The organism is Streptomyces sp. NBC_01474, assembly GCF_035918215.1.
Lineage (GTDB): Bacteria > Actinomycetota > Actinomycetes > Streptomycetales > Streptomycetaceae > Streptomyces > Streptomyces aureus.
Genome location: NZ_CP109449.1, coordinates 1,651,333 through 1,672,976, shown reverse-complemented (window position 1 = coordinate 1,672,976; position 21,644 = coordinate 1,651,333). Strand labels below are relative to the sequence as shown.

The following is a 21,644-nucleotide window of genomic DNA, read 5'->3' as shown; positions in this document are numbered from 1 at the left end:
ATAATCTCTTCCATGGAAGCTACCTTGCGGTGGACGATGGTCACGGCGATCGCGCCCGTGACGTGGGGGACGACCTACTTCGTCACCCACGCCTACCTGCCCGCCGGGAACCCGCTCTACGGGGCCGTGCTCAGAGCCCTCCCGGCCGGGCTGCTGCTCCTGGCGGTCCGGCGCGAGCTGCCCCGCGGATCGTGGTGGTGGAAGTCCCTCGTCCTCGGCGCCCTCAACATGGGCGCCTTCTTCGCCCTGGTCTACGTCGCGGCACAACTCCTGCCGACGAGCACCGCCTCGACGATCATGGCGACGTCCCCGGTGGTCATGATGGCCATCGCCTGGCCGCTGCTCGCCGAACGTCCCAGCCCGACGCACCTCGTGGGTGCCGCCGTCGGGATCGTCGGCGTCTGTCTGATGCTGCTGACCGGGGCCGCGTCGGCCGACCCCCTCGGAGTGCTCGCCTCCGTCGCGGCGATGGGCATGTCGTCCCTCGGCTACATCCTCGCCAAGCGCTGGAGCCACGCGTCCGACGTGCTCGCGTCCACGTCCTGGCAGCTGATCGCCGGAGGCCTCCTGCTGCTGCCGTTCGCCGTGATGGTGGAGGGGGCACCGCCGTCGCTCGACGCGCCGGCCGTCCTGGGCTTCGGCTACGTCACCGTCGTGGCGACGGCGCTCGCGTTCGCCGCCTGGTTCGCGGGCTTGCGCCATCTGCCCGCCGCGACGGTCGGACTCGTCGGGCTGCTCAACCCGGTGACCGGGGTACTCCTGGGCACGCTGGTCGCGGGGGAGTCACTCACCGCGCGCCAGGTCTGCGGCCTGCTGCTGGTCCTCGCCGGCATCCTCATCGGCCGGCGGGCACGCCGCGCCCCGAGAATCCGCGGCGCGGTGACGGTGCCCGCCCCCGCTCCGGAGGTCGGGCACCGTCATGAGTGAACTGCGGACCTACACCTCCGCGATGGACCGACCCGCCCAGTCCGGGGCGGGCTCGGTCAGCTCGGTGAAGCGCTCGCGGACCTCGTCGGGGAACGGCGCCGCGCGCCCCGCCTTCTGGTCGACATGCACGGCGAGCAGCTCCGTCGTGGCGACCGGCCGAGCATCCTCGGCCGGTTCCGTGCCCGGGGCCGCGACGACGTACATCTCGTGGGTGAAGCGGGCCTTCTTGGCGGCGGCGCCCAGGACCCGGCTGCGGACGGCGAGTGTCGCTCCCTCCGGGACGTCGCGCAGATAGCGCAGGTGCGACTCGACCGTGTACAGGGAGCAGCCGGTGGACTCGCGGTACCCGGAGTGCAGGCCCGTCTCGATCATCAGCGCGTCGGTGGCGTGCCCGAAGACGAGGACGTAGAACGCCTCGCTCATATGGCCGTTGTAATCGATCCACTCGGCGCGCACGGTGCTGTGCAGCAGAGGCAGCGGCGTCACTTGCCGGACTCCTTCCCGGCGCCCGGCAGGCGGCCCGTCGCACGCAGCACGTCGATGACGCCCTGGTCGCGTTCGGCCACGAGGTCGGCGATGGTCCGCCCGGCCGCCGCGTCGTCGCAGCCGGCGACCACGGAGTCGTACAGCGCCTTGTCAAGCGCGGGGGCTTCGAGGCGGGTCCACGGCGACTTCAGCGAGGGGCCGAAGTGGTCCAGCATGTGCGCCATGCCGCCCTCGCCGCCCGCGAGCGCGAACGTCAGCATCGGGCCCATGAAGGCCCAGCGCAGGCCGGGACCCTCGGTGATGGAGTCGTCGATCTCCTTCACCGTGGCCTCGCCGTTGGCGACCATGTGCAGGGCCTCGCGCCACAGTGCCTCCTGGAGGCGGTTGGCGATGAAGCCGGGCACCTCGCGGTCCATCGTGATGACGGACTTGCCCGCCACCTCGTAGAAGCGGGAGGCCCACGCCACCGCCTCCGCCGAGGTCCGCTCGCCGCCGACCACCTCGACCAGCGGGATGAGGTACGGCGGGTTGAACGGGTGCCCCACGACGAGGCGGCCCGCACCCTGAGCGTCAGTCTGCATGTCCGTCATCGGATAGCCCGACGTGGACGAGGCGACGACGACTCCGGGCGGAGTCGCGGCGTCCAGGCGGGCCAGCAGATCGCGCTTGAGGTCCAGCTTCTCCGGGGCGCTCTCCTGTACGAACTGGGCGTCCGCCACGGCCTCTTCGAGGGTGACGGTCACCGTGAGGCGGTCCGTGGACGCCCCGTCGGCGAGGCCGAGCTGCGTGAGCGCGGGCCACGCGGCGTCGACGAGGCGGCGCAGCCGCAGCTCCGCGTCGGGCGCCGGGTCCCAGGCCGTGACGTCGTAGCCGCGGGCCAGGAAGTGGGCGACCCAGCCGCCACCGATTACCCCGGCGCCCACACAGGCGACGCGGCGTACATTTTCGGGTTCGGTCGACGTCATCGGGTACCTCCGTGGATGCTCCGCCCTTCGGGGCGGTAAGGAATCGGACTCCTGCGGGGCAGGGCAGCGGGCTGGGATGCGCTGCCAGGGCGGAGCGCAGTGTTCTGACCCGCGGGTTTGAACGTCTCGTGTGGCGACGGTAGTTTGCGAGTGTGACCACGAGCCATGTGAAGCGGGCGTTCAAGTACCGCTTTTATCCGACGGATGCGCAGGCAGCGGAGCTGTCGCGCACGTTCGGATGTGTGCGGAAGGTCTACAACTTGGCGCTTGCCGCTCGGACCGAGGCGTGGGCGCGGCAGGAGCGGGTCAACTACAACCAGAGTTCCGCGATGTTGACGGCGTGGAAGAAGACCGAGGAACTGGCGTATCTGAACGAGGTGTCGTCGGTTCCGCTCCAGCAGGCCTTGCGGCACCTGCAGGTGGCGTTCACGAACTTCTTCGGCAAGCGGGCCAGATACCCGCGCTTCAAGAGCCGGAAGAAGTCGCGGAAGTCCGCCGAGTACACCGCCTCGGCGTTCCGTTTCAGGGACGGTGAGCTGAGTCTCGCGAAGATGAGCGAGTCTCTGCGCATCGTGTGGTCGAGACCGCTGCCGGACGGCGTGAGTCCTTCCACGGTGACCGTGTCGCAGGACGCGGCCGGACGCTGGTTTGTCTCCCTGTTGTGCGACGACCCCGGCATCAAGCACCTGCCGACCACTGATGCCGCCATCGGCATCGATGCCGGTCTCGACCACCTCCTGACCTTCTCGACGGGCGAGAAGATCGCCAACCCCAGGCACGAGCGCCGCGACCGGGTCGCACTTGCGAAAGCTCAGCGCAGGCTGGCGAAGAAGGCCAAAGACTCGGTGAACCGGGCCAAGGCCCGGCGCAAAGTGGCCAAGATCCATGCCCGGATCGCAGACCGCCGACGCGATGCCCTGCACAAGATCACCACTCGGCTCGTGCGTGACAACCAAACGCTCGTGATCGAGGACCTGACCGTGCGCAACATGGTCAAGAACCGGAAACTGGCCCGCGCCATCAGCGATGCCGCGTGGTCTCAGTTCCGGAGCATGCTGGAGTACAAAGCCGCCTGGTACGGGCGTGAGGTGATCGCCATCGACCGGTGGTTCCCCTCCTCGAAACTGTGCTCCTCCTGCGGCGCCTTGGCTGACGAGATGCCACTCAACGTCCGCACGTGGACGTGTGACTGCGGCACAACCCACGACCGGGACGTGAACGCAGCGAAGAACCTTCTGGCCGCCGGGCAGGCGGTTACAGCCTGCGGAGCTGGTGTAAGACCTCAACGGAGTTCTCCGGGCGGGCAGTCGGCGATGAAACAGGAAACCTCACGGCGCGAGCCGTAAGGATCCCCTCCCTTCAGGGAGGGGAACGTCAAGATCAGGCGGTTCCTTCTACGGATCGGCCGCGGGGCTTGAGGCCGAGCTTCTGGCGGGCTTCGTCCGGGGTGGCGACGCGGGCGCCCATCGCCTCGACGATCGTCACGGCGCGCTCGACGAGCTGCGCGTTGGTGGCCTTGACGCCCTTGCCGAGATAGAGGTTGTCCTCCAGGCCGACGCGGACGTGCCCGCCGAGCACGACGGACTGCGCGACCCACGGCATCTGCATCCGGCCCAGTGCGAAGCTCGCCCACTGCGCGCCCTCGGGCAGCATGTTGACCATCGACTGGAGCACGCCCGGGTCGGCGGGCGCGCCCCACGGGATGCCCATGCAGAGTTGGAACACGGTCGGGTCGTCAAGGAGGCCTTCGGCGAGCAGTTGCTTGGCGAACCAGAGGTGACCCGTGTCGAAGATCTCCAACTCGGGCCGTACGCCCAGCTCCTGGATGCGCCGGGCGCCCGCGCGGAGCATGTCCGGGGTGGAGACGTAGAGGTTGCTGCCGTCGCCGAAGTTGAGGGAGCCGCAGTCCAGGGTGCAGATGTCGGGGAGCAGGTCCTCGACGTGCGGGAGCCTTTCGAGGCCGCCGACGAGGTCGGTGCCCGGCAGCTGCCTGAGCGGCTCGTCCGGGTCGATGGCCAGGTCACCGCCCATTCCGGCGGTGAGGTTGATGACGACGTCGGTACCGGTCTCCTTGATGCGCTCGACGACCTCGCGGTACAGCCGTGGGTCGCGCGAGGGCGTTCCGGTCTCGGGGTCGCGTACGTGGATGTGGACCTCGGCGGCGCCCGCGTCCGCGGCCTCCACCGCGGAGCGGGCTATCTGCTCGGGGGTGACCGGTACGTGGGGGCTCTTGCGGACAGTGTCGCCGGCGCCGGTGAGGGCGGCCGTGATGATGACGTCCTGGTTCATGGGCATGCGACATCGCTCCTTGGGCCCGAAGGCCGTTGGGGGCAGGGGGATGTGAGGGAAAGCCAGTTCATCGGGGGGTGGGCGCGGTCAGGGTGCTGTCGACGTACGCGAGCAGCGTCGTGTGCATCGCCTCGGCGTCGGTGCCGGGGGCGCCGGGAGCCGTGGCGAGCACCTGGGTGGCCAGGCCGTCGATCAGGGCGGTGAGGGCGAGTGCTGCCGCCTCCGGGTCGACGGGTCTGAACGAACCCTGTGCGACGCCGCGCCGCACCACGTCGGCGACGGTCTCGCGCCATTGTCGGTAGTACTCGGCGTGTAGTCCGCCGACCGTCGTGGAGCGGGCCGCCTCGGCCCACAGGTCCAGCCACACCGCCCACTGCCTGCGCTGCTGCGCAGTGCGCGGTGTCTGGAGCGCGATGAGCTGGCGCAGCTCGTCGGCGGGGTCCGCCGCGTCGGCGGTGCGCGCCGCCCGATGGGCGGTGTCCTCGTCCATGCACCACCGCACGGCGGCCTCGAGGAGTTCCGCGCGGCCGGGGAAGTGGTAGTGGATGGCGGCCGTGCTGGTCGCGCAGGCCTCGGCGATGTCGGAGACCCGTACGGCGTGGAAGCCGCGCTCGGCGATCAGGCGGACCGTCTCGCGCACGATCTGCGAGGGGCGGCCGCCCTCGACGGGGACGGCGGCGCCCGCCGGTCGGGCCGGGGGCCGGTGCCGCGCGCCGAGCAGCCTGCCCGCGTCCACCTGCCCCTCGTCGGCGATCCGGGCCAGCTCGGCCGCGGTGAAGCGGCGCGTGCCGCTCAGGGACCGGGACAGCTTGGAGGGGTCCATGACGATCCGCCGGGCGAACTCGCGCTGGCTCACCCCGGCGGTGGTGATCACCTCCCGCACTCGGGCGGCGATCTCGTCTCGGTTCTCGTCTCCGTGCTCCACGGTCGACGACTCTAATCACGTGTTGAGCAGATCTCAACGTGTGCCAGAACATCAGTACAGATCAGTCGACGTATTGAGCTGCTGACTGGCTCATCAGTCAACAGCTCAATACGCGCTCAACGGGACCAGTGGGCCTCCGTCGTAGCGGGCGCGCTCCGGGACCCGTCCGGCGCGACCGCCACGAGCCGTAGCCGCGTGACGGTCTCCGACGTGACGGTCTCGGACGTGGCGGGCGCGGGAAGACTCAGGCAGTACACGTCGTCGTAGATCCGGCCGAGCCAGCTCCCGTCGTCGTCGCGCAGCAGGTCGTAGTGGCGGACCCCCTGCCCGGCGAGGCGCCAGGACAGGAAGACATGGACCGACTCCCCGTCCGTGAGCACCTCGTCGACCGTGAAGTCCTCAGGCGGGGCGGGCGGTGTGAACTCGTGGCCGAGCAGGGCCAGTTCACCGATCCGTATCGCGCACCGGGTCGGCCGACGGGACGACACGCGCAGGCCGACGGCCGCGATCGTCCGTCCCCGGAAGGTGCCGAGGCCGTGCGTCGTCGTGTGCCAGTCGGCCGCCGACCCGGCCGCGAGCCAGACGAAGGCGTCGGGCGCGTCCTGGAACAGCAGCCCCACCTCCAGATCGGCGCCGTCCGTGCCGTGCGCGGTCACGGCGAGGCGCTCGGCCCCGGTGACGGTCAGCGCCGTCTTGTAGAGGCGCACCGTCGTCGCGCCGTCCGGCCCGAGCGGACCCGACACGAGCAGCGAGGACCCGCCGTCGTACGCGAGCTCGTGGTCGAAGCCGACCGACAGGGGGGCACCTGCACCCTCTGGACCCGTGCCTTCTGCACCCGTACGTTCCGCACCCGTACGTTCCGCCCGTGTCCAGAACTGCCAGGTCGGCAGCACGTCCTGGACGGAGGCGTTGTGCCAGTCGCCGTCCGCGGCCTGCCGTCCGTCGAGGAAGAAGGCGCGTCCGTGACCGGTGTTGAAGCGGGTGACGAACGGGAACGAGCCGATGACCGACCGCTCGGTGATGTGGTGCGCCACGCCGTCCCACGCCCGGTGGTCGTCCCGGTCGCGTGGCGTCTGCCGGTCGTGGGGGAGGAGGCGGCCGCTGCGGGTGGGGTCCTCGTGCGGCCCCGACCAGTAGCGGCGCTCGCGCCGGAACACCTCGTCCTGGGCGTCCGGGTCGTCGTGGCGAGGGGCCAGCTCCTTCACGAAGTGCGAACCGAACAGCGCCCAGCTCGTGCGCGCCGCTTCCCCCGGCGGGAACAGCAGCCGCGGGTCGTACTCGGGGTCGAAGCCGAACTGCTCGTTCTCCGTGCCGTGGAAGACCGTCGCGTAGGGGTCCCGGCCCAGCTTCAGGGCCGTCGCACGCGACGTCTCGACGCCCTCGGGTGTCATCCAGTAGTTCGCGAAGAAGCTGTCGGACACGTCGAGCCAGGGGGCGTTGTCCGCGTTGAGGTGGTTGAGGTAGTCGAGGTGCCCGTCCGGCGTGATCGTGTCGTACCACTGGAGGTGGAACCCCTCCGGGGCGCGCTCCCGCAGTGAGCGCAGCAGGTCGTGGAGCCGCGTCGCCTGGCCGGGCGGTGTCTCGGCCTCGTGGTTGATGAAGTAGCCGTCGAAGCCGAAGTACGCGGCCATCTCGATCAGCTTGTCCGCCACGGGGAACGAGCCGTCGGGGCGCTGCTCCAGATAGTCCTCGAAGTCGCCGGAGCGCGGCCAGAACCAGCAGCCCAGGCTGCGCACGCCGTTGCGGTGGGCCGCGTCCGTGTAGGCGGGGTGGGGCAGGTTGACCAGGCCGTGCGCGGGGTCGTCCGCGGGTGAGCCGTCGACGGGCAGCCCGTGCCAGGAGCCGTAGAAGTCGGAGTACTGCCAAAAGCGCAGGAGGCGGCGAGCGAACGCGTCGCCGTACTTGCGGGCCGTGAAGAAGGCGTCGTCGTAGTCGTAGGTCAGGTTCATGAGCCGCGGGCCCGTGGCGAGGTCCGGGTGCGCCTGTGTGGCGGGGAAGGGGGCGATGCGTGGTGCGAGCGGGACGCGCGAGCGGAAGTGACGTGCCCAGCGGTCGGTCCCGGGGCTCCAGCTCTTGAGCGCGGCGGCGTCGTAGCCGTGCATGTACGGGCGCACGGAGGAGTGGTCGTCATCCATGAGGCAACTCCAGTGAGGCGGGGAGGGGTTCAAGGGCGGTGCGGGGATCAGGCAACGTTGTCAACGGTCACGACCTCGGTGATCCCGCGCGCCGCGAGATGCCCCGCGTCGTCCGCGAGGTCCGCCAGGACCGTCGTCGGGCGCGCCCCGTCCGCCGTCAGACGTGTGAACGCCTCGAAGACGGGCCCGCCCGGCGCGCACACCGAGCGGTGCGGGGCCCGGTCCTCGTCGCCGGCGTCCACGATCAGGGCCGTCGTGCGCGGAGCGGGCGCGTGCTCGCGCCCCCGCCACTGGGCGGCGATCGCGGACACGGACTTGCCGGCCGGTTTCACCTCGCCGTCGTTCGTCAACAGGCCCAGGGAGTACTCGAGTTCGGGGAAGTCGGCGAGGTCACGGCTGACGTCGTGCGAGCACCACCACGTGACGCCCCACAGATCCGGGCAGTCCAGCGCGGCCTCGACGGTGGCCTCCGTGAACTCGGCCGCGTACTCGGCCGGGATCAGTGGCTGCGGCGCGCCCACCTCCTGGAGCCACACCGGCCGCCGCGCGTCGATCGCCCACGCCTTCGACAGCTCGACCAGATACGCGGCATGCCCGGAGGTCGCCGTGCCGCTGCGGCCGTGGCGCTGCGCGGTGCCGTTGAACACCCACGAGTGCACCGCCGTCATCGCGCCGAGCCGCGCCGCGTGCGCCGGGGTGAACGGCTGGTCGTCCTGGTACCAGGAGGCGTCGTACTCGGCGTGCAGATGCGGCAGCCCCGGCGCCCCCTCCTCGCACGCGGCAAGCACCCGTTCCAGCCAACTCCCGGCCTGCTCGGGGGTGATGCGGTCCGGGTCCGGATGCGGAGGGCCCGCCGCGAACTGCGCGATCTCGTTGCCGATCGTCATTCCCAGGAAGTTCGGCCGGTCGGCGAGCGCGGAGGCGAGCGTCCGGAGATAGTCCTCCTGGGCCGAGACGACGTCCGGATCGGTGAAGATATTGCGGCGGTGCCAGGTCCGCGTCCAGGCGGGCAGGAAGTCGAAACTCGACAGGTGCCCCTGGAGCCCGTCCACGTTGACGTCGAGGCCGCGCTCGCCGGCCGCGTCCGCGAGCGCCACCAGCTGCTCGACCGCCCGCGGTCTGATCAGGGAGCGATTCGGCTGGAAGACGGGCCAGAGCGGGAACACGCGCACATGGTCGAGGCCCAGCGCGGCGATCGCGTCCAGGTCCGCGCGCACGGCGTCGAGGTCGAAGTCGAGCCAGTGGTGGAACCACCCCTGGCTGGGCGTGTAGTTGGCGCCGAAACGCATCGCGGACTCCCGGCTATCGGAATCGAATCCCGGGCAGTCTGCCCTCAACTCCTGGCTCGCATCCACCCTTTGCACAGTTCCAGGAGATTTTTTACGGGCCCCCTTGCCGAGGCGGCTTTAGCGCTTTAGTCTCCACCGAACTCAAGCGCTTTAGCCAGCCGTGCGAACCGTCCGGCGAAGCGGATCCAGGAGCCAGCCATGCGGCGTACCCCCGCCAGACGCCCCACCATCAAGGACATCGCGCTGCGCTCGGGCGTGTCCGAGAGCGCCGTCTCCTTCGCGCTCAACGGCAGGCCCGGCGTCTCGGAAGCCACCCGGGACCGGGTCCGCCGCGTCGCCGACCAGCTGGGCTGGCGGCCCAGCGCCGCGGCCCGCGCCCTGTCGGGCGAGGGCGCGGCCACGGTCGGCCTCGTGCTGGCCCGCCCGGCCAGCACGCTCGGCATCGAGTCGTTCTTCCTCCAGCTCGTCTCCGGCATCCAGGAGGTGCTCGCCAGGCGCCGCCTCGGCCTGCTCTTCCAGGTCGTCGAGGACCTGTCCGCTGAGTGCGACGCGTACCGGCGCTGGTGGGCGGAGCGCCGCGTGGACGGCGTCCTCGTCGTCGACCCTCGTGCGGACGACCCCCGGCCGCCGCTCCTCGACGAACTCGGCCTGCCGGCCGTCGTCATCGGCTCCCTGCCGCCCGGCGACGACGGCACCGGACACCCCGGCATCTCCAACCTGTGGGCCGACGACGCCCGCGCCATGGCGTCCATCGTGAGTCATCTGCACGACCTCGGACACCGCAGGATCGTGCACATCGCGGGCCTGCCCGACCTCGCCCACACCCGGCGTCGCATCCAGTCGCTGCGCACCGAGGCGGAGCGGCGCGGCCTCACCGACGTCCGGTCGATCACCACGGACTACTCGGACACCGAGGGTGCCGAGGTCACCCGCCGGGTCCTCGACTCCGACGCTCCGCCGACGGCGATCGTCTACGACAGCGACGTCCTGGCCGTAGCCGGACTCGCCGTCGCCGCCGGGCGCGGCATCCCCGTACCGGACCGGCTCTCCCTCGTGGCCTGGGACGACTCCGTCCTGTGCCGCACCACGCACCCCGCGCTGACCGCGCTCGTCCGCGACACGACGGCGTTCGGCCGCCGGGCCGCGGAGGAGCTGCTCGCCCTGCTCGACGGCGGACCGGCCCTGCGCGTCGAGGACGAACTGCCCCATCTCGAACAGCGCGGCAGCACCGCCGCCGCGTCGCCCTGAACCGGACCCACCGTTTGCGCCGCCCCCCACACGCAACGCGCACGGACAACGATGTCAACCTTTCGTCCCGGAGGTTTCAGGTCCCCATGAACCCCATGAACCGCACGAACGCCACCGCCCCCACGCCCCGGTCCCGCACCCGCGCGATCAGAACCGGCACCCTCGCGGCCCTCGCCCTCGCCCTCGCGCTCGCCGCGACCGGCTGCTCGGCCACACCGACCGCGTCCGGAGGGGCGGGCGCCTCGTCCCTCACCGCGAACCTGGGCTTCTCGGGCACCACCATCACCAGGAACTTCAACCCCTTCTCCCTGACGGCGTCACAGGGCACCTTCGGCTTCCAGTACGAGGCGCTCTTCGGCTTCAACATCCTCAAGGGTGGCGAGTTCAAGCCGTGGCTCGGCACCAAGTACACGTGGTCCGACGGCGGCAGGAAGATCACCATCGACCTCGACAAGCGCGCCAACTGGTCGGACGGCTCCAAGCTCACCGCCGCCGACGTGGTCTTCACCATGGACTACGTACGGGACAACAAGCTGCCCCCGAGCTGGGCCTTCGACTACAAGAAGGCGACGGCGGCCGACGACCACACGCTCGAGATCACCTTCGACAAGCCCGCCTACTCGAAACTCGACTCCATCGGCGGGATCACCCCCGTACCGAAGAAGGAGTGGCAGGGCAGGAACGGCAAGACGTACACCAACCCGAACCCGGTCGGCTCGGGCCCGTACAAGCTCAGGCAGTACAGCGCCCAGCAGCTCACCTTCCAGGCCCGCGACAACTACTGGAAGCAGAAGAACATCCCGGTCAAGACGGTCAAGGCGCCCGTCATCACCCAGGCCGCCGAGGTGCCCAAGCTGCTCAGCGGTGAGCTGGAGTGGAGCGGCGGGGTCGTGCCCGACGTGCAGAAGCAGTACATCTCCAAGGACCCGAAGAACCACCACGCCTGGTACCCCACCTATGGCGGGCAGTACATGTTCTTCAACCACACGAAGAAGCCGTTCACCGATGTGCATGTACGCCGGGCCCTCTCCCTGGCTGTCGACCGCACTCAGCTGCTCGGCATCACCAACCCGGGCATGTTCAACACGCTCAACCTGACCGGCCTGGACTCCAGGACCCAGGGCAAGTGGATCGACGCCAAGTACAAGGACGCCGAGCAGCCCAAGGCCGAACTCGCCAAGTCTCTGGCCGAGTTCGAGAAGGCCGGTTACACGAGGAAGAACGGCAAGCTGGTCGACGGCAGCGGCAAGCAGCTCTCTTTCACCATCATCGAGGTCTCCACCTGGGGCGACGCCGTCCAGTTCGACAAGGTCGTGGCCAGCCAGCTGGAGAAGGCGGGTGTGAACGTGTCGGTCAAGCCGACCGACGCCTCGCAGCTCGACGTCAAGCGCAAGAAGGGCGACTTCGACGTCGTGATCGGCGGCGCGGTCTACTACTCCACCCCGTACAACTACTTCAAGGACATGCTCTGGAGCGGAAACGCGGGCGTGTGGACCAACTACGGCCACTACAAGAGCGCGAAGGCCGACGCGCTCATCAAGGAGATGGGCGAGACCGGCGACCCGGCCGAGATCAAGAAGATCTCCGCCGAACTCGAGGGAATGATGGTCGACGACGTGCCCGCCGCACCGCTGATCACCATCGGTGTCTCCAGCGAGTACAACAGCAAGAACTGGACCGGCTGGCCGACCGCGAAGAACCCGTACGCGCAGCCCGCGCCCTGGGCCGGCGGGATCGACTCCATGAGCATTCTGCTCAACCTGCGCCCCGCGAAGGGCTGACGACGCCATGACCGTTCCCGCCCTCGGCTCGGTGGACGCCACCGCCGTCGAGCTCCGGCCCGGCCGCCGCCTCAGGAGCGCCAGGCTCGGCACCGCCCGCTACTTCCTGCGGCGACTGGGCTTCTACGCCGTGGCCGCCGCCCTGGCCGTCACCCTCAACTTCCTCATCCCACGCCTGATGCCGGGCGACCCCGCCTCCGCCCTCATCGCGCAGATGCAGCAGAAGCAGACGCTCTCCGGCGACCAGGTGCACGCCATCTACCGGCTGTTCGGGACGCCGGGGGAGCCACTCTGGGACCAGTACGTCACCTATCTGAACCAGGTCCTGCACTTCAACTTCGGTATATCCGTGGCCTATTACCCCACTCCCGTGTGGGAAGTGATCCGCACCGGGCTGCCCTGGACGGTCGGCCTGGTCGGCCTCACCTCCGTCCTGTCCTTCGTCCTCGGCACCGCCGCCGGCGTCGTGTCGGGCTCCCGCGTGGGGTCGCGTTTCGACTCGTTCATGACGCCCGCGTCCATGTTCATGGGGTCGCTGCCGTTCTTCTGGGTCGCCCTCATCCTCGTCCTCGTCTTCGGGGTGCAGCTCAGCTGGCTGCCGACCAGCGGCGGGTACGACGGCGACATGCTGCCCGGCTTCAACGGGCCGTTCCTGGCCAGCGTCCTGCAGCACGGCATCCTTCCGGCGCTCACGATGGTCATGGCATCGGTCGGGGGCTGGCTCGTCGGCATGCGGAACATGATGGTCACGACCGTCTCCGAGGACTATGTGCTGCTCGCCCGCGCCAAGGGACTGTCCAAGGCGCGCGTGATGTTCCAGTACGCCGCCCGCAACGCCGTCCTGCCGAGCGTCGCCGGGTTCGCGCTCACCATCGGGACCGTCGTCAGCGGGCAACTCCTCGTGGAGATCGTCTTCGCCTATCCAGGTGTCGGATACCTCCTCTACCAGGCGGTCTCCAGTGTCGACTACCCGCTGATGCAGGCCCTGTTCCTGATCGTCTCGCTCTCCGTCCTCGCCGCGAACTTCGTCGCGGACTCCGTGTACGGGCTCATCGACCCGCGTGCGAGGGAGACCCGCTCATGAGCGCATCGGTCCGCGGGAGGCACAGCCTGCGCCGCCTGAAACTGCCCCCGAACCCCAAGGTCCGCGTCGGGATCGCGATCTTCGTCTTCTTCGCGCTCCTCGCCCTGCTCGGCCCGTTCGTCGTGCAGAACGTGATGGGTCTCTCGCCCAGCGACGTCGACACCACACGGGCCATGGAACTCCCCTCGGCAGAGCATCTGTTGGGGACCACGGCCACCGGCGAGGACGTCTTCGCGCAGCTCGTCGTCGGCAGCAGGATCTCGCTGCTCGTCGGGCTCGTGGCGGGCGTCATCACCACCACGCTCTCCGTCCTCGTCGGGGTCGCAGGGGGATATCTCGGCGGGCGCGCCGACTCCTTCCTGACCGCCGCCACCAACGTCTGCCTCGTCATCCCCGGCATGCCGCTGCTGATCATCGTGGCGAGCTATGTGCAGGGGCGCGGCGGCTGGCTCACCGTGGCCCTGGTCATCGGGCTCACGGCCTGGCCGTGGGGTGCGCGGCAGAAGCGGGCGCAGACACTGTCGCTCCGCCACCGGGACTTCGTGTCCGCGGCCGAGATGACGGGGGAGAGCAGGTGGGGCGTCATCACCCGCGAGCTGATCCCCTCGCTCGCGCCGATCATCTCCGTGAGCTTCCTGGGCGCGGTCGTCGGCTCGATGTTCGCCGACGCCGGCCTCTCCTTCATGGGGCTCGGCAACATCAACATCACGAGCTGGGGCTCGATGCTGTACTGGGCGCAGAACGCGGGTGCCCTGACCCGGGGCGCCTGGTGGTGGTTCGTGCCACCGGGCGCGTGCATCGCCCTGATCGGGGTCGCCGCGGGCCTGATCAACTTCGGAATCGACGAAATATCCAATCCCCGGCTCCGCAAGCCCTCCAAGGAGGTACGCGCCCGGGCCCGCGCCGCCCGGCTGCAGGCGGCCGCCGGCGGCCCCGCGGCCAAGGCCACGGCCGGGAAGCCCACGCCCGTTCAGGAGGCCGCGTCATGAGCAGCAGCGGCACGCCGCACTCATCGCTCTCGAAGCAGGACACCGTTCGTCGAAGCGAGGACCGCACCCCCCTGCTGACCGTCCGTGGCCTCCACGTCGACTACTTCGACAAGGCGGACCCCGTACACGCCGTGAGCGGCGTCGACCTCGACCTGCGCCGCGGCGAGACCCTCGGCATCGTCGGGGAGAGCGGCTGCGGCAAGTCCACCCTCGTCACCGCCATCACCCGGCTCCAGCGGCCCCCCGCGGTCACGACCGCCGGCTCGGTCGTCTTCCACGGCCACGACGGCACCGAGAGCGTCGACGTCCTGCGCCTGACCGAACGTCAACTGGCCGATCTGCGCTGGGAGAACATCGCGGTCGTCTTCCAGAGTGCGATGAACGCCCTCAACCCCGTCCTGCGCCTGGGCAGTCAGTTCGCCGATGTCCTCCGCCGCCACAGCCGCCTGTCCAAGCGAGAGGCCTGGGAGCGGGCAGGAGAACTGCTCGCCATGGTCGGCATCCCCGCCGACCGGCTGCGCTCGTACGCCCACGAACTGTCCGGCGGCATGCGCCAGCGCGCCACGATCGCCCTCGCCCTCGCCTGCGAGCCCGACCTCGTCGTCATGGACGAGCCGACCACCGCCGTCGACGTCGTCATGCAGCGCCAGATCCTGCGCCAAGTCTCCCGCCTCAAACGGGAGCTGGGCTTCTCGGTCATCTTCATCACGCACGACCTGTCCCTGCTCATCGAGATCGCCGACCGGATCGCCGTCATGTACGCGGGCAAGGTCGTCGAGACGGGACCCGCGCGACAGCTCTACACCGACCCGCAGCACCCGTACACCGAGGCGCTCCGGGGCGCCTTCCCGCCTCTGCACGGGCCGCGCCGCGAGATCACGGGCATCCCCGGCTCCCCGCCCGGCCTGCGCACCCTGCCCGCAGGATGCGCCTTCCACCCGCGCTGCGCCCGCCGCTTCGAACCCTGCGACAAGACGACCCCACCACTCCTCGCCCTCGGCGCCGGCGAGGCCGCCTGTCATCTGCACCAGACCGTACGCGGCGAGGAGGACCACCATGCCCGCACCCGCTGAACCCGTCCTCGAAGCACGAGACGTCGTCAAGAGGTTCCCGCTGCACGGGCCCGGCGGGCACGGCAAGGAGGTGCACGCCGTCGAGCCGACCAGCCTCGCCCTGCACGCCGGCCGCATCACCGCACTCGTCGGCGAGAGCGGCAGCGGCAAGTCCACGCTCGCCCGCATGCTCGCCCTCGCCTACCCGCCCACCGAGGGCGAGATCCGCCTCGACGGCGCCCCCGTCAAGCAGGCCCGCACGGCCCGCGGCAAACGCGCGTACTACCGCCAGGTCCAGATGATCTTCCAGGACCCCTTCTCCTCGCTCAGCCCCGTGCACCGCCTGCGCTACATCCTCAGCCGTCCCCTCCAGCTGCACGGCCACGCCTCCGGGCGCGCGGAGCTCGAACGGCAGATCCTCGACCTCCTCAACCGCGTCAACCTCACCCCCGCCGACCAGTTCATCGACAAGTTCCCGCACGAGTTGTCCGGCGGCCAGCGCCAGCGCGTCGCCATCGCCCGGGCCCTGGCCGCCCGCCCCAAGGTCCTCCTCGGCGACGAGCCCGTCTCGATGCTCGACGTGTCGATCCGCCTCGACATCCTGAACCTCCTCGGCACGCTCCGCGACGACGAGGGCCTCGCGATCCTGTACATCACCCACGACATCGCGGGTGCCCGCTACTTCGCCGACGAGATCAAGGTCCTCTACGCGGGCCAGCTCGTGGAGTCGGGGTCCGCCGACGCCGTCGTGGAACAGCCCCGGCACCCGTACACCCGGCTCCTCCTGGAGTCCGCGCCCGACCCCGAGCGCGACGGAGGGCTGCTGGACGAGCCCGAGGTCGTCGACGACGAGGAGACCCTCGGCGAACCGCCGAGCCTCGTCGATCCGCCGGCGGGCTGCCGCTTCCACCCGCGCTGCCCGCTCGCGAAACCCGTCTGCGCCACGGCGTTCCCGCCGCGCACACATTTCGACGACGGACAGTGGGTGCACTGCTGGAGCTACGACGAGGAGAACTACCGATGATGCAGCCCTGGTTCACGGACGGAAAGCTCGGCATCTTCCTGCACTGGGGGATCTACAGCGTCGACGGCGTCGCCGAGTCCTGGTCCTTCTTCAACGGGCAGGTCCCGTACGACACCTACATGGCACAGCTCGACGGGTTCGAAGCCCAGAAGTGGGACCCCGACGCCTGGGCCGACCTGTTCGTCGAGGCGGGCGCCGCGTACGCGGTCCTCACCGCCAAGCACCACGACGGGGTCGCCCTCTGGGACACGCAGGCGGCCGACCTGTCCGTCGTCAAGCGCACCCCGGCCGCACGCGACCTCATCACCCCCTACGTGGACGCGCTGCGCCGCCGCGGTCTCAAGGTCGGCCTCTACTACTCGCACCTCGACTGGTCCCACCCGGACTACGCCACGGTCCGGCCGGACGGGCAGGACCCCGACGACCGGGGCAACCCCTACTCGATGCCCGCCGTCGGCGAGGAGTCCCCGGAGCGCTGGGACGCCTTCCTCGCCTTCCACCGCGCCCAGGTCCGCGAGCTCCTCGGGCTCTTCCAGCCGGACCTGCTCTGGTTCGACGGCGAGTGGGAGCGCAGCCCCGAACAGTGGCGCATGGCGGAACTCGCCGCACTCATCAAGGAGTTGAGCCCGCACACCGTCGTCAACGGACGCCTCACCGGACACGGCGACTACGCGACACCCGAACAGGGCGTGCCCGTCGAACCGCCGAAGGGCCCCTGGGAGCTCTGCCTCACCGTCAACGACTCCTGGGGCTACCAGCCCCAGGACGACCACCACAAGTCGCCCCGTCAACTGGTCCGCGTCTTCGCCGAGACCGTCGGCGGGGGAGGCAACCTCCTGCTCGCCGTGGGCCCGAAGGCCGACGGCACGATCCCGCCCGAGCAGGCCGAGCGCCTCGAAGCGCTCGGCGAGTGGATCGCCGGACACCGGCCCGCCGTCCGCGACACCGTGCGCGGTCTGCCCCACGGCCACTTCTACGGCCCCTCCACCCTCTCCGCCGACCGACGCACCCTGTACCTGTTCCTCTTCGACCGGCCCAACGAGTACGTCGTCCTGCGCGGCGTGCGCAACACCGTCCGCTCGGCGCGAGTCCTCGGGAGCGGCACGGACGTCCGCCACGAGCGCGTCGGCGGGCTCGGCGAGGTCCCCGGCTGGGAGTACCTGTACGTCGACGACGACCAGCTCGACCCCCTGTGCACGGTCGTCGCCCTCGAACTCGACGGCGAACTCGACCTGTACCGCGAACACACCCGCGACTGACACCCCCGCACTCCACCCCCCTCGACCGACCGACCGACACAGACACCGATCTCGGAGGCAGAGCCCCATGGCAGCCCGAAGAGCCCTGCACGCCTGTTCCGTCGCCACCCTGCTCGTCGCCGCGTCCGCCGCGGCGGTCCAGCCCGTATCGGCGCACGCGACGGACCGGCCCCTGCCCGTCGTCTCGCCGACCCCGCAGCACATGACCCGCGCCGGAGCCGACATCGCCCTCCCTTCGCGCGCCGAACTCGTCGTGGACGACACCACCGACAAGCCGGCCCGCGACCTCCTCACCGCCACCCTGCGCGCCCACGGAGTCCGCCACGTCGACGTCCGCACCAAGGCGTCGGGGCACGCCCCTCTGACCGTGCTCCTCGGCCCGGCCACCCGACCCGACGTGACCAAGGCCCTGCGCGGCACCGACGTCCCCACCCAGGACGAGGGCTACGCCGTGCGCGTGGCGGGACGCACCGTGGCGCTCGGCGGCACCGACGCGACCGGCCAGTTCTACGCGGCCCAGACGTTCAGGCAGCTCGTCACGAAGGGGAAGATCGCCGGGGCGTCCGTCTCCGACTTCCCGTCCATGCGGCTGCGCGGCTCCATCGAGGGCTTCTACGGACCGCCCTGGACGGAGACGGAGCGCCTGGACCAGATGGACTTCCTCGGCGAGGTCAAGTCCAACACCTATGTGTACGCGCCCAAGGACGACCCGTACCACCGCGACAAGTGGCGCGAGCCGTACCCGGCGGACAAGCTCGCCCAGCTCGGCACGCTCGTCGACCGGGCCCGCGCCAACCACGTCCGCTTCACCTTCGCCGTGTCGCCCGGCGGCTCGGTCTGCTACTCGGACCCCGCCGACGTGAAGGCCCTCACCGCGAAACTCCAGGCGCTCTACGACCTGGGCGTGCGCTCCTTCTCGGTGCCGCTCGACGACATCAGCTACACCAAGTGGAACTGCGACGCCGACCAGCAGAAGTTCGGCGCCCCCGGGCGCGGCCCCGCCGCGAAGGCCCAGGTCGGTCTGCTCAACACCGTCCAGCAGGACTTCATCGCCACCCACGACGGCGCCAACCCGCTCCAGATGGTGCCCACCGAGTACGGCGACCTCACCGACACCGCGTACAAGCAGGAGCTCCGCGGGAACCTCGACAAGAACATCGAGGTGATGTGGACCGGCACCGACGTCGTCCCGCCGGAGATCACCAACGACCAGGCGCAGAAGGCGTCCGAGCTGTTCGGGCGCAAGGTGTTCGTCTGGGACAACTACCCGGTCAACGACTTCGGCCGGACCGCGGGACGCCTCCTGCTCGCCCCCTACGACAAGCGCGAGCCCGGCCTGTCCGAGCACCTCAGCGGCCTCGTCTCCAACCCGATGAACCAGGAGGCGGCGAGCAAGCTCGCCGTCTTCACCATGTCCGACTTCTCGTGGAACGACCGCGGCTACGACCGCACCCGCTCCGCCCGTCAGTCCGCGCTGCACCTGGCCGGCGGGGACCCGCGCGTCGCCGACGCCGTACAGACCTTCGTCGACCTCAACCACATGGCACCGACGTTCGGCGCCAAGCCGTGGCAGCCGCAGTCGCCGATACTCAGCGCACAGCTCGAGAAGTTCTGGAAGGCGTACGAGAGCGACCCGAAGGCCGCGATCCGCTCCTTCACGCCGACCGCGACGAACATCGGGCACACCCCGGCCGTCCTCCGCGCCGGCGTGCCCGACCAGCAGTTCCTGCACGACGCCGGGCCCTGGCTGGACTCCACGGCGCTGTGGGGCAAGGCACTCGGGCACGGTCTCGCCGCGCTGAAGGCCATCGACGCCCATGACGCGGACCAGGCGGCCGCCGAGCGCGCCGCGATGGAGAAGGCGGCCGACGCCGCCTCACACATCACCATCGACCCGGCCGAGCACCACCAGCCCGGCCCCGTGAAGATCGCCGACCCGTTCCTCGGCGACTTCGTCAGCCAGGTCCAGGACCTGCACGACGCCTCGAAGGGCCTCAAGCCGCTGCGGCAGCTCGCCCTGAACAAGGACGCCAAGCAGAGCTCGGACTACACCTCGGGCGGCCAGTTCCCGTACGGCGCTGCCAAGGCGGCCGACGGCGACCGCTTCAACTTCTCGACCACCAGCGGCAAGGAGGCACAGCCCTGGTGGCAGGTCGACCTCGGCTCCGTCGCCGACCTGGAGCGCGTCGACGTCTACAACCGCAGCGACTGCTGCGCGGACCGCACCCAGGACTACTACGTCCTGATCTCCGACGAGCCCTTCACCGGCACCCTCGCCGACCAGCTGACCAAACCCGGCGTGTGGTCCCACCACGAGACCGCGCAGGCCGGCGGCCCGACGGCGATCCCGGTGACGGCACACGGCCGCTATGTGCGGGTGTGGCTGGCGAGCGAGAAGCCCGTCGAGCTGAACATGGCGGAGGTCGAGGTGTACGGCAGGGCGCGGACCTGACCTACCGCGTGAACGATTGAAGTGCTCTCCCTCGTAAACAAGGGAGATTCCTGCCTACCTTGCGGTGGCGGGCTTGACGCCGCGAGAACGCCTGACGACTGCCCTCCCGGCAGCCGGGATGAGCCCATGGCCCATCCGGTACAGGTGCAAGACGTTCCGGGCCGCGTTCCAGTCGGCGTTGCCGGACCATCCGCAGCCTACGTTCTTGCACACGAACGTGGCCTGGTCCTCCCGGCTGCCCGGTGTGGTGAACCCACATGCTGAGCAGCGCAGGGAGGTACCAGGCGCGGGAACCTTCTGCAGGGTGCCGCCATAGCGGCCGGACTTGTACGTCAGCATCGTCACGGTGCGGCCCCATGCCTCCTGGCTGATGGAGCGGTTCAGGCCGGACTTCTGTGCGACGTTCTTCCCTGGTTCCTGGATGGTGCCCTTGGCGGACTTGACCATGTTCGTGATGGTGAGTGCTTCGACCACGACGGTGCCGTACTGCCTGGCGATGGTGGTGGTGGTCTTGTGCTGCCAGTCAACAGCGCGGCGCGTGGCTGTTGCGCGCAGCTGCTTGATCTGGTCGTAGGTGTGTTGCAAGCGGCGAGAAGTCTTCGCTCCGCGCCCCCGGTGCTGCTTACGCTGGGCGGCGCGTCGTTCCAGGCCAAGCAGTTTGGACTTCTCCTGCGGGTTTAGCCATTTGTCCCGGTCGGCCTTCCCGCTGGGGAGGCGGGGCGGGCGACCATGGTTTTGGTGGTTGCCGTCGGACAGGGCCAGGGGCAGGTTCACTCCTGCGTCGATCCCGATCTCCGGCCCCTGGTGGGGCTCAGGCTTGGCCTGGCGGGTCTGGACGCGGAAGGCGATGTGCCAGCCGAGCGCGTCCTTGACCAGCCGCGCCCCCGTGATCCGGTTCTCGCTGTCGGCCTGCTTGCCGACCGGGAGGTCTTTGGTCCAGCGGAATCGGACCCGACCGGCCCTGGGGATGTTGACCATGCCCCATCGGCGGTGCACGCGGCGGATGTTCAGGTCCCGGCCCTGGGGAATGTCCACCGACATCACCGTGCGCAAACGGGCCTTGAATTTCGGGGGGTCGGCGCGACCGTCCCAGCAGTTCTTCCACGCCTGGACGTACGTCTTCAGTACCGCCTGCGCGGCCTGGGCAGGGAGCACTCCGAGCCAGTCGATCTCCTTGCGGGCCTGGCGGATCGCCGCATCAGCGGCAGCAAGGGAACGCTTGTCCTTGGGGAGCATCGTCCACCAGTCGTGCAGGCAGTTCCACATGGTGCGGGCCGCGTGCGCCTGGCCGTCCATCAGCCGGATCTGTGCAGGTGTCAGCGCCAGCCGGGCACAATGCCCGAACTGCCGCTTCTCTTCCGCACGTTCCGTAGTCACATGGTCACCATAACCTTGGACCTCGTGTCGCCGAGATGGAACCAGAATCTCGATGTGCGTTCTGGCGTCACGTCATCCACAATCTGCACGTCCATTTGGCCTTTGTCGCCTAGCACCGGCACGGAGCGTTCACGGACGAGCCGGCAAGGTGTGAGGAGACCATCCAAGCTGGTGAACTCCCTCAAGGCCACGTCCTCCAGGTACACCTGTGCGAGGAATTCGACGCGCACGTCCGCCGGTACCTATGGTGCGGCCACTTCTGGGCCGGGTCATACTTCGCCGGAAGCTGCGGCGGGGCACCGCTGACCGTCGTACCCCAGTACATCGAGAACCAACAGCGCCCCGTATGACCAGGCCGGGGC

The 21,644-nt window shown here is 69.8% G+C and carries 18 protein-coding genes and 1 pseudogene; 11 read left to right on the top strand and 8 right to left on the bottom strand.

The features are described 5' to 3' along the window. The first annotated feature begins 12 nt into the window (after positions 1 to 12). The gene (locus OG758_RS07905) at positions 13 to 927 is read left to right on the top strand and encodes a DMT family transporter (protein WP_326709310.1); all 915 of its coding nucleotides are present in this window, start codon (positions 13 to 15) and stop codon (positions 925 to 927) included. Between the two features lie 9 nt (positions 928 to 936). Here OG758_RS07905 and OG758_RS07900 read toward each other — a convergent pair whose 3' ends face one another. Both OG758_RS07900 and OG758_RS07895 read right to left on the bottom strand, forming a co-directional pair. After that, the gene (locus OG758_RS07900) at positions 937 to 1,413 is read right to left on the bottom strand and encodes a thioesterase family protein (protein ID WP_326709309.1); all 477 of its coding nucleotides are present in this window, start codon (positions 1,411 to 1,413) and stop codon (positions 937 to 939) included. Then, positions 1,410 to 2,378 carry a 3-hydroxyacyl-CoA dehydrogenase NAD-binding domain-containing protein gene (locus OG758_RS07895; RefSeq protein ID WP_326709308.1) on the bottom strand — a complete coding sequence of 323 codons (969 nt, stop codon included), beginning with the start codon at positions 2,376 to 2,378 and terminating at the stop codon, positions 1,410 to 1,412. Before OG758_RS07895 ends, OG758_RS07900 begins: the two co-directional genes overlap by 4 nt. A 152-nt stretch (positions 2,379 to 2,530) precedes the next feature. Here OG758_RS07895 and OG758_RS07890 point away from each other — a divergent pair, with 152 nt between their 5' ends. Further along, complete coding sequence (locus tag OG758_RS07890) at positions 2,531 to 3,724, top strand: RNA-guided endonuclease InsQ/TnpB family protein (RefSeq protein WP_326708626.1); 1,194 nt, start codon at positions 2,531 to 2,533, stop codon at positions 3,722 to 3,724. 34 nt (positions 3,725 to 3,758) lie between these two features. On the opposite strand, the gene OG758_RS07885 is transcribed toward OG758_RS07890, so the two are convergent. The 4 genes from OG758_RS07885 to OG758_RS07870 all read right to left on the bottom strand — a co-directional run bounded on the left by OG758_RS07885 (position 3,759) and on the right by OG758_RS07870 (position 9,016). Beyond that, complete coding sequence (locus OG758_RS07885; protein WP_326709307.1) at positions 3,759 to 4,673, bottom strand: 3-keto-5-aminohexanoate cleavage protein; 915 nt, start codon at positions 4,671 to 4,673, stop codon at positions 3,759 to 3,761. Between the two features lie 61 nt (positions 4,674 to 4,734). Next, positions 4,735 to 5,592 carry a TetR/AcrR family transcriptional regulator gene (locus OG758_RS07880; protein ID WP_326709306.1) on the bottom strand — a complete coding sequence of 286 codons (858 nt, stop codon included), beginning with the start codon at positions 5,590 to 5,592 and terminating at the stop codon, positions 4,735 to 4,737. A gap of 116 nt (positions 5,593 to 5,708) precedes the next feature. Next, positions 5,709 to 7,727 carry an endo-beta-N-acetylglucosaminidase gene (locus OG758_RS07875; RefSeq protein ID WP_326709305.1) on the bottom strand — a complete coding sequence of 673 codons (2,019 nt, stop codon included), beginning with the start codon at positions 7,725 to 7,727 and terminating at the stop codon, positions 5,709 to 5,711. Between the two features lie 47 nt (positions 7,728 to 7,774). Next, positions 7,775 to 9,016, bottom strand: coding sequence for a glycoside hydrolase 5 family protein (locus tag OG758_RS07870; RefSeq protein WP_326709304.1), 1,242 nt, complete (start codon positions 9,014 to 9,016; stop codon positions 7,775 to 7,777). 198 nt (positions 9,017 to 9,214) lie between these two features. On the opposite strand from OG758_RS07870, the gene OG758_RS07865 reads away from it, so the two are divergent. The 8 genes from OG758_RS07865 to OG758_RS07830 all read left to right on the top strand — a co-directional run bounded on the left by OG758_RS07865 (position 9,215) and on the right by OG758_RS07830 (position 19,905). Further along, entirely contained in the window at positions 9,215 to 10,264 is a 1,050-nt protein-coding gene (locus OG758_RS07865) for a LacI family DNA-binding transcriptional regulator (protein WP_326709303.1), read from the top strand. A gap of 95 nt (positions 10,265 to 10,359) precedes the next feature. Continuing rightward, complete coding sequence (locus OG758_RS07860; RefSeq protein WP_326709302.1) at positions 10,360 to 12,045, top strand: ABC transporter substrate-binding protein; 1,686 nt, start codon at positions 10,360 to 10,362, stop codon at positions 12,043 to 12,045. 7 nt (positions 12,046 to 12,052) lie between these two features. After that, a complete protein-coding gene (locus OG758_RS07855; protein WP_326709301.1) occupies positions 12,053 to 13,129 on the top strand; it encodes an ABC transporter permease in 1,077 nt (358 codons plus the stop codon). After that, positions 13,126 to 14,118 carry an ABC transporter permease gene (locus OG758_RS07850; protein ID WP_326709300.1) on the top strand — a complete coding sequence of 331 codons (993 nt, stop codon included), beginning with the start codon at positions 13,126 to 13,128 and terminating at the stop codon, positions 14,116 to 14,118. Before OG758_RS07855 ends, OG758_RS07850 begins: the two co-directional genes overlap by 4 nt. Beyond that, positions 14,115 to 15,191 (top strand): ABC transporter ATP-binding protein, encoded by a 1,077-nt coding sequence (locus OG758_RS07845; RefSeq protein ID WP_326709299.1) that lies wholly within the window; start codon positions 14,115 to 14,117, stop codon positions 15,189 to 15,191. The genes OG758_RS07850 and OG758_RS07845 overlap by 4 nt, the downstream gene beginning before the upstream one ends. Beyond that, a complete protein-coding gene (locus OG758_RS07840) occupies positions 15,175 to 16,194 on the top strand; it encodes an ABC transporter ATP-binding protein (RefSeq protein WP_326709298.1) in 1,020 nt (339 codons plus the stop codon). Before OG758_RS07845 ends, OG758_RS07840 begins: the two co-directional genes overlap by 17 nt. Next, positions 16,194 to 17,453: an alpha-L-fucosidase gene (locus OG758_RS07835; protein WP_326715842.1), complete on the top strand. Its 1,260-nt coding sequence runs from the start codon at positions 16,194 to 16,196 to the stop codon at positions 17,451 to 17,453. Before OG758_RS07840 ends, OG758_RS07835 begins: the two co-directional genes overlap by 1 nt. Positions 17,454 to 17,520: 67 nt before the next feature. Next, positions 17,521 to 19,905 carry a beta-N-acetylglucosaminidase domain-containing protein gene (locus tag OG758_RS07830; protein ID WP_326709297.1) on the top strand — a complete coding sequence of 795 codons (2,385 nt, stop codon included), beginning with the start codon at positions 17,521 to 17,523 and terminating at the stop codon, positions 19,903 to 19,905. Positions 19,906 to 19,959: 54 nt separating this feature from the next. Here OG758_RS07830 and OG758_RS07825 read toward each other — a convergent pair whose 3' ends face one another. Both OG758_RS07825 and OG758_RS07820 read right to left on the bottom strand, forming a co-directional pair. Beyond that, entirely contained in the window at positions 19,960 to 21,201 is a 1,242-nt protein-coding gene (locus tag OG758_RS07825; protein ID WP_382060506.1) for an RNA-guided endonuclease InsQ/TnpB family protein, read from the bottom strand. Between the two features lie 77 nt (positions 21,202 to 21,278). Continuing rightward, the gene (locus tag OG758_RS07820; protein ID WP_326716292.1) at positions 21,279 to 21,512 is read right to left on the bottom strand and encodes a hypothetical protein; all 234 of its coding nucleotides are present in this window, start codon (positions 21,510 to 21,512) and stop codon (positions 21,279 to 21,281) included. Between OG758_RS07820 and OG758_RS07815 the strand changes: the two are divergent. After that, positions 21,445 to 21,632: pseudogene (locus tag OG758_RS07815) on the top strand (IS200/IS605 family transposase); the annotation flags it as partial. The gene OG758_RS07820 and the pseudogene OG758_RS07815 sit on opposite strands and share 68 nt — an antisense overlap. Positions 21,633 to 21,644 lie beyond the last annotated feature (12 nt).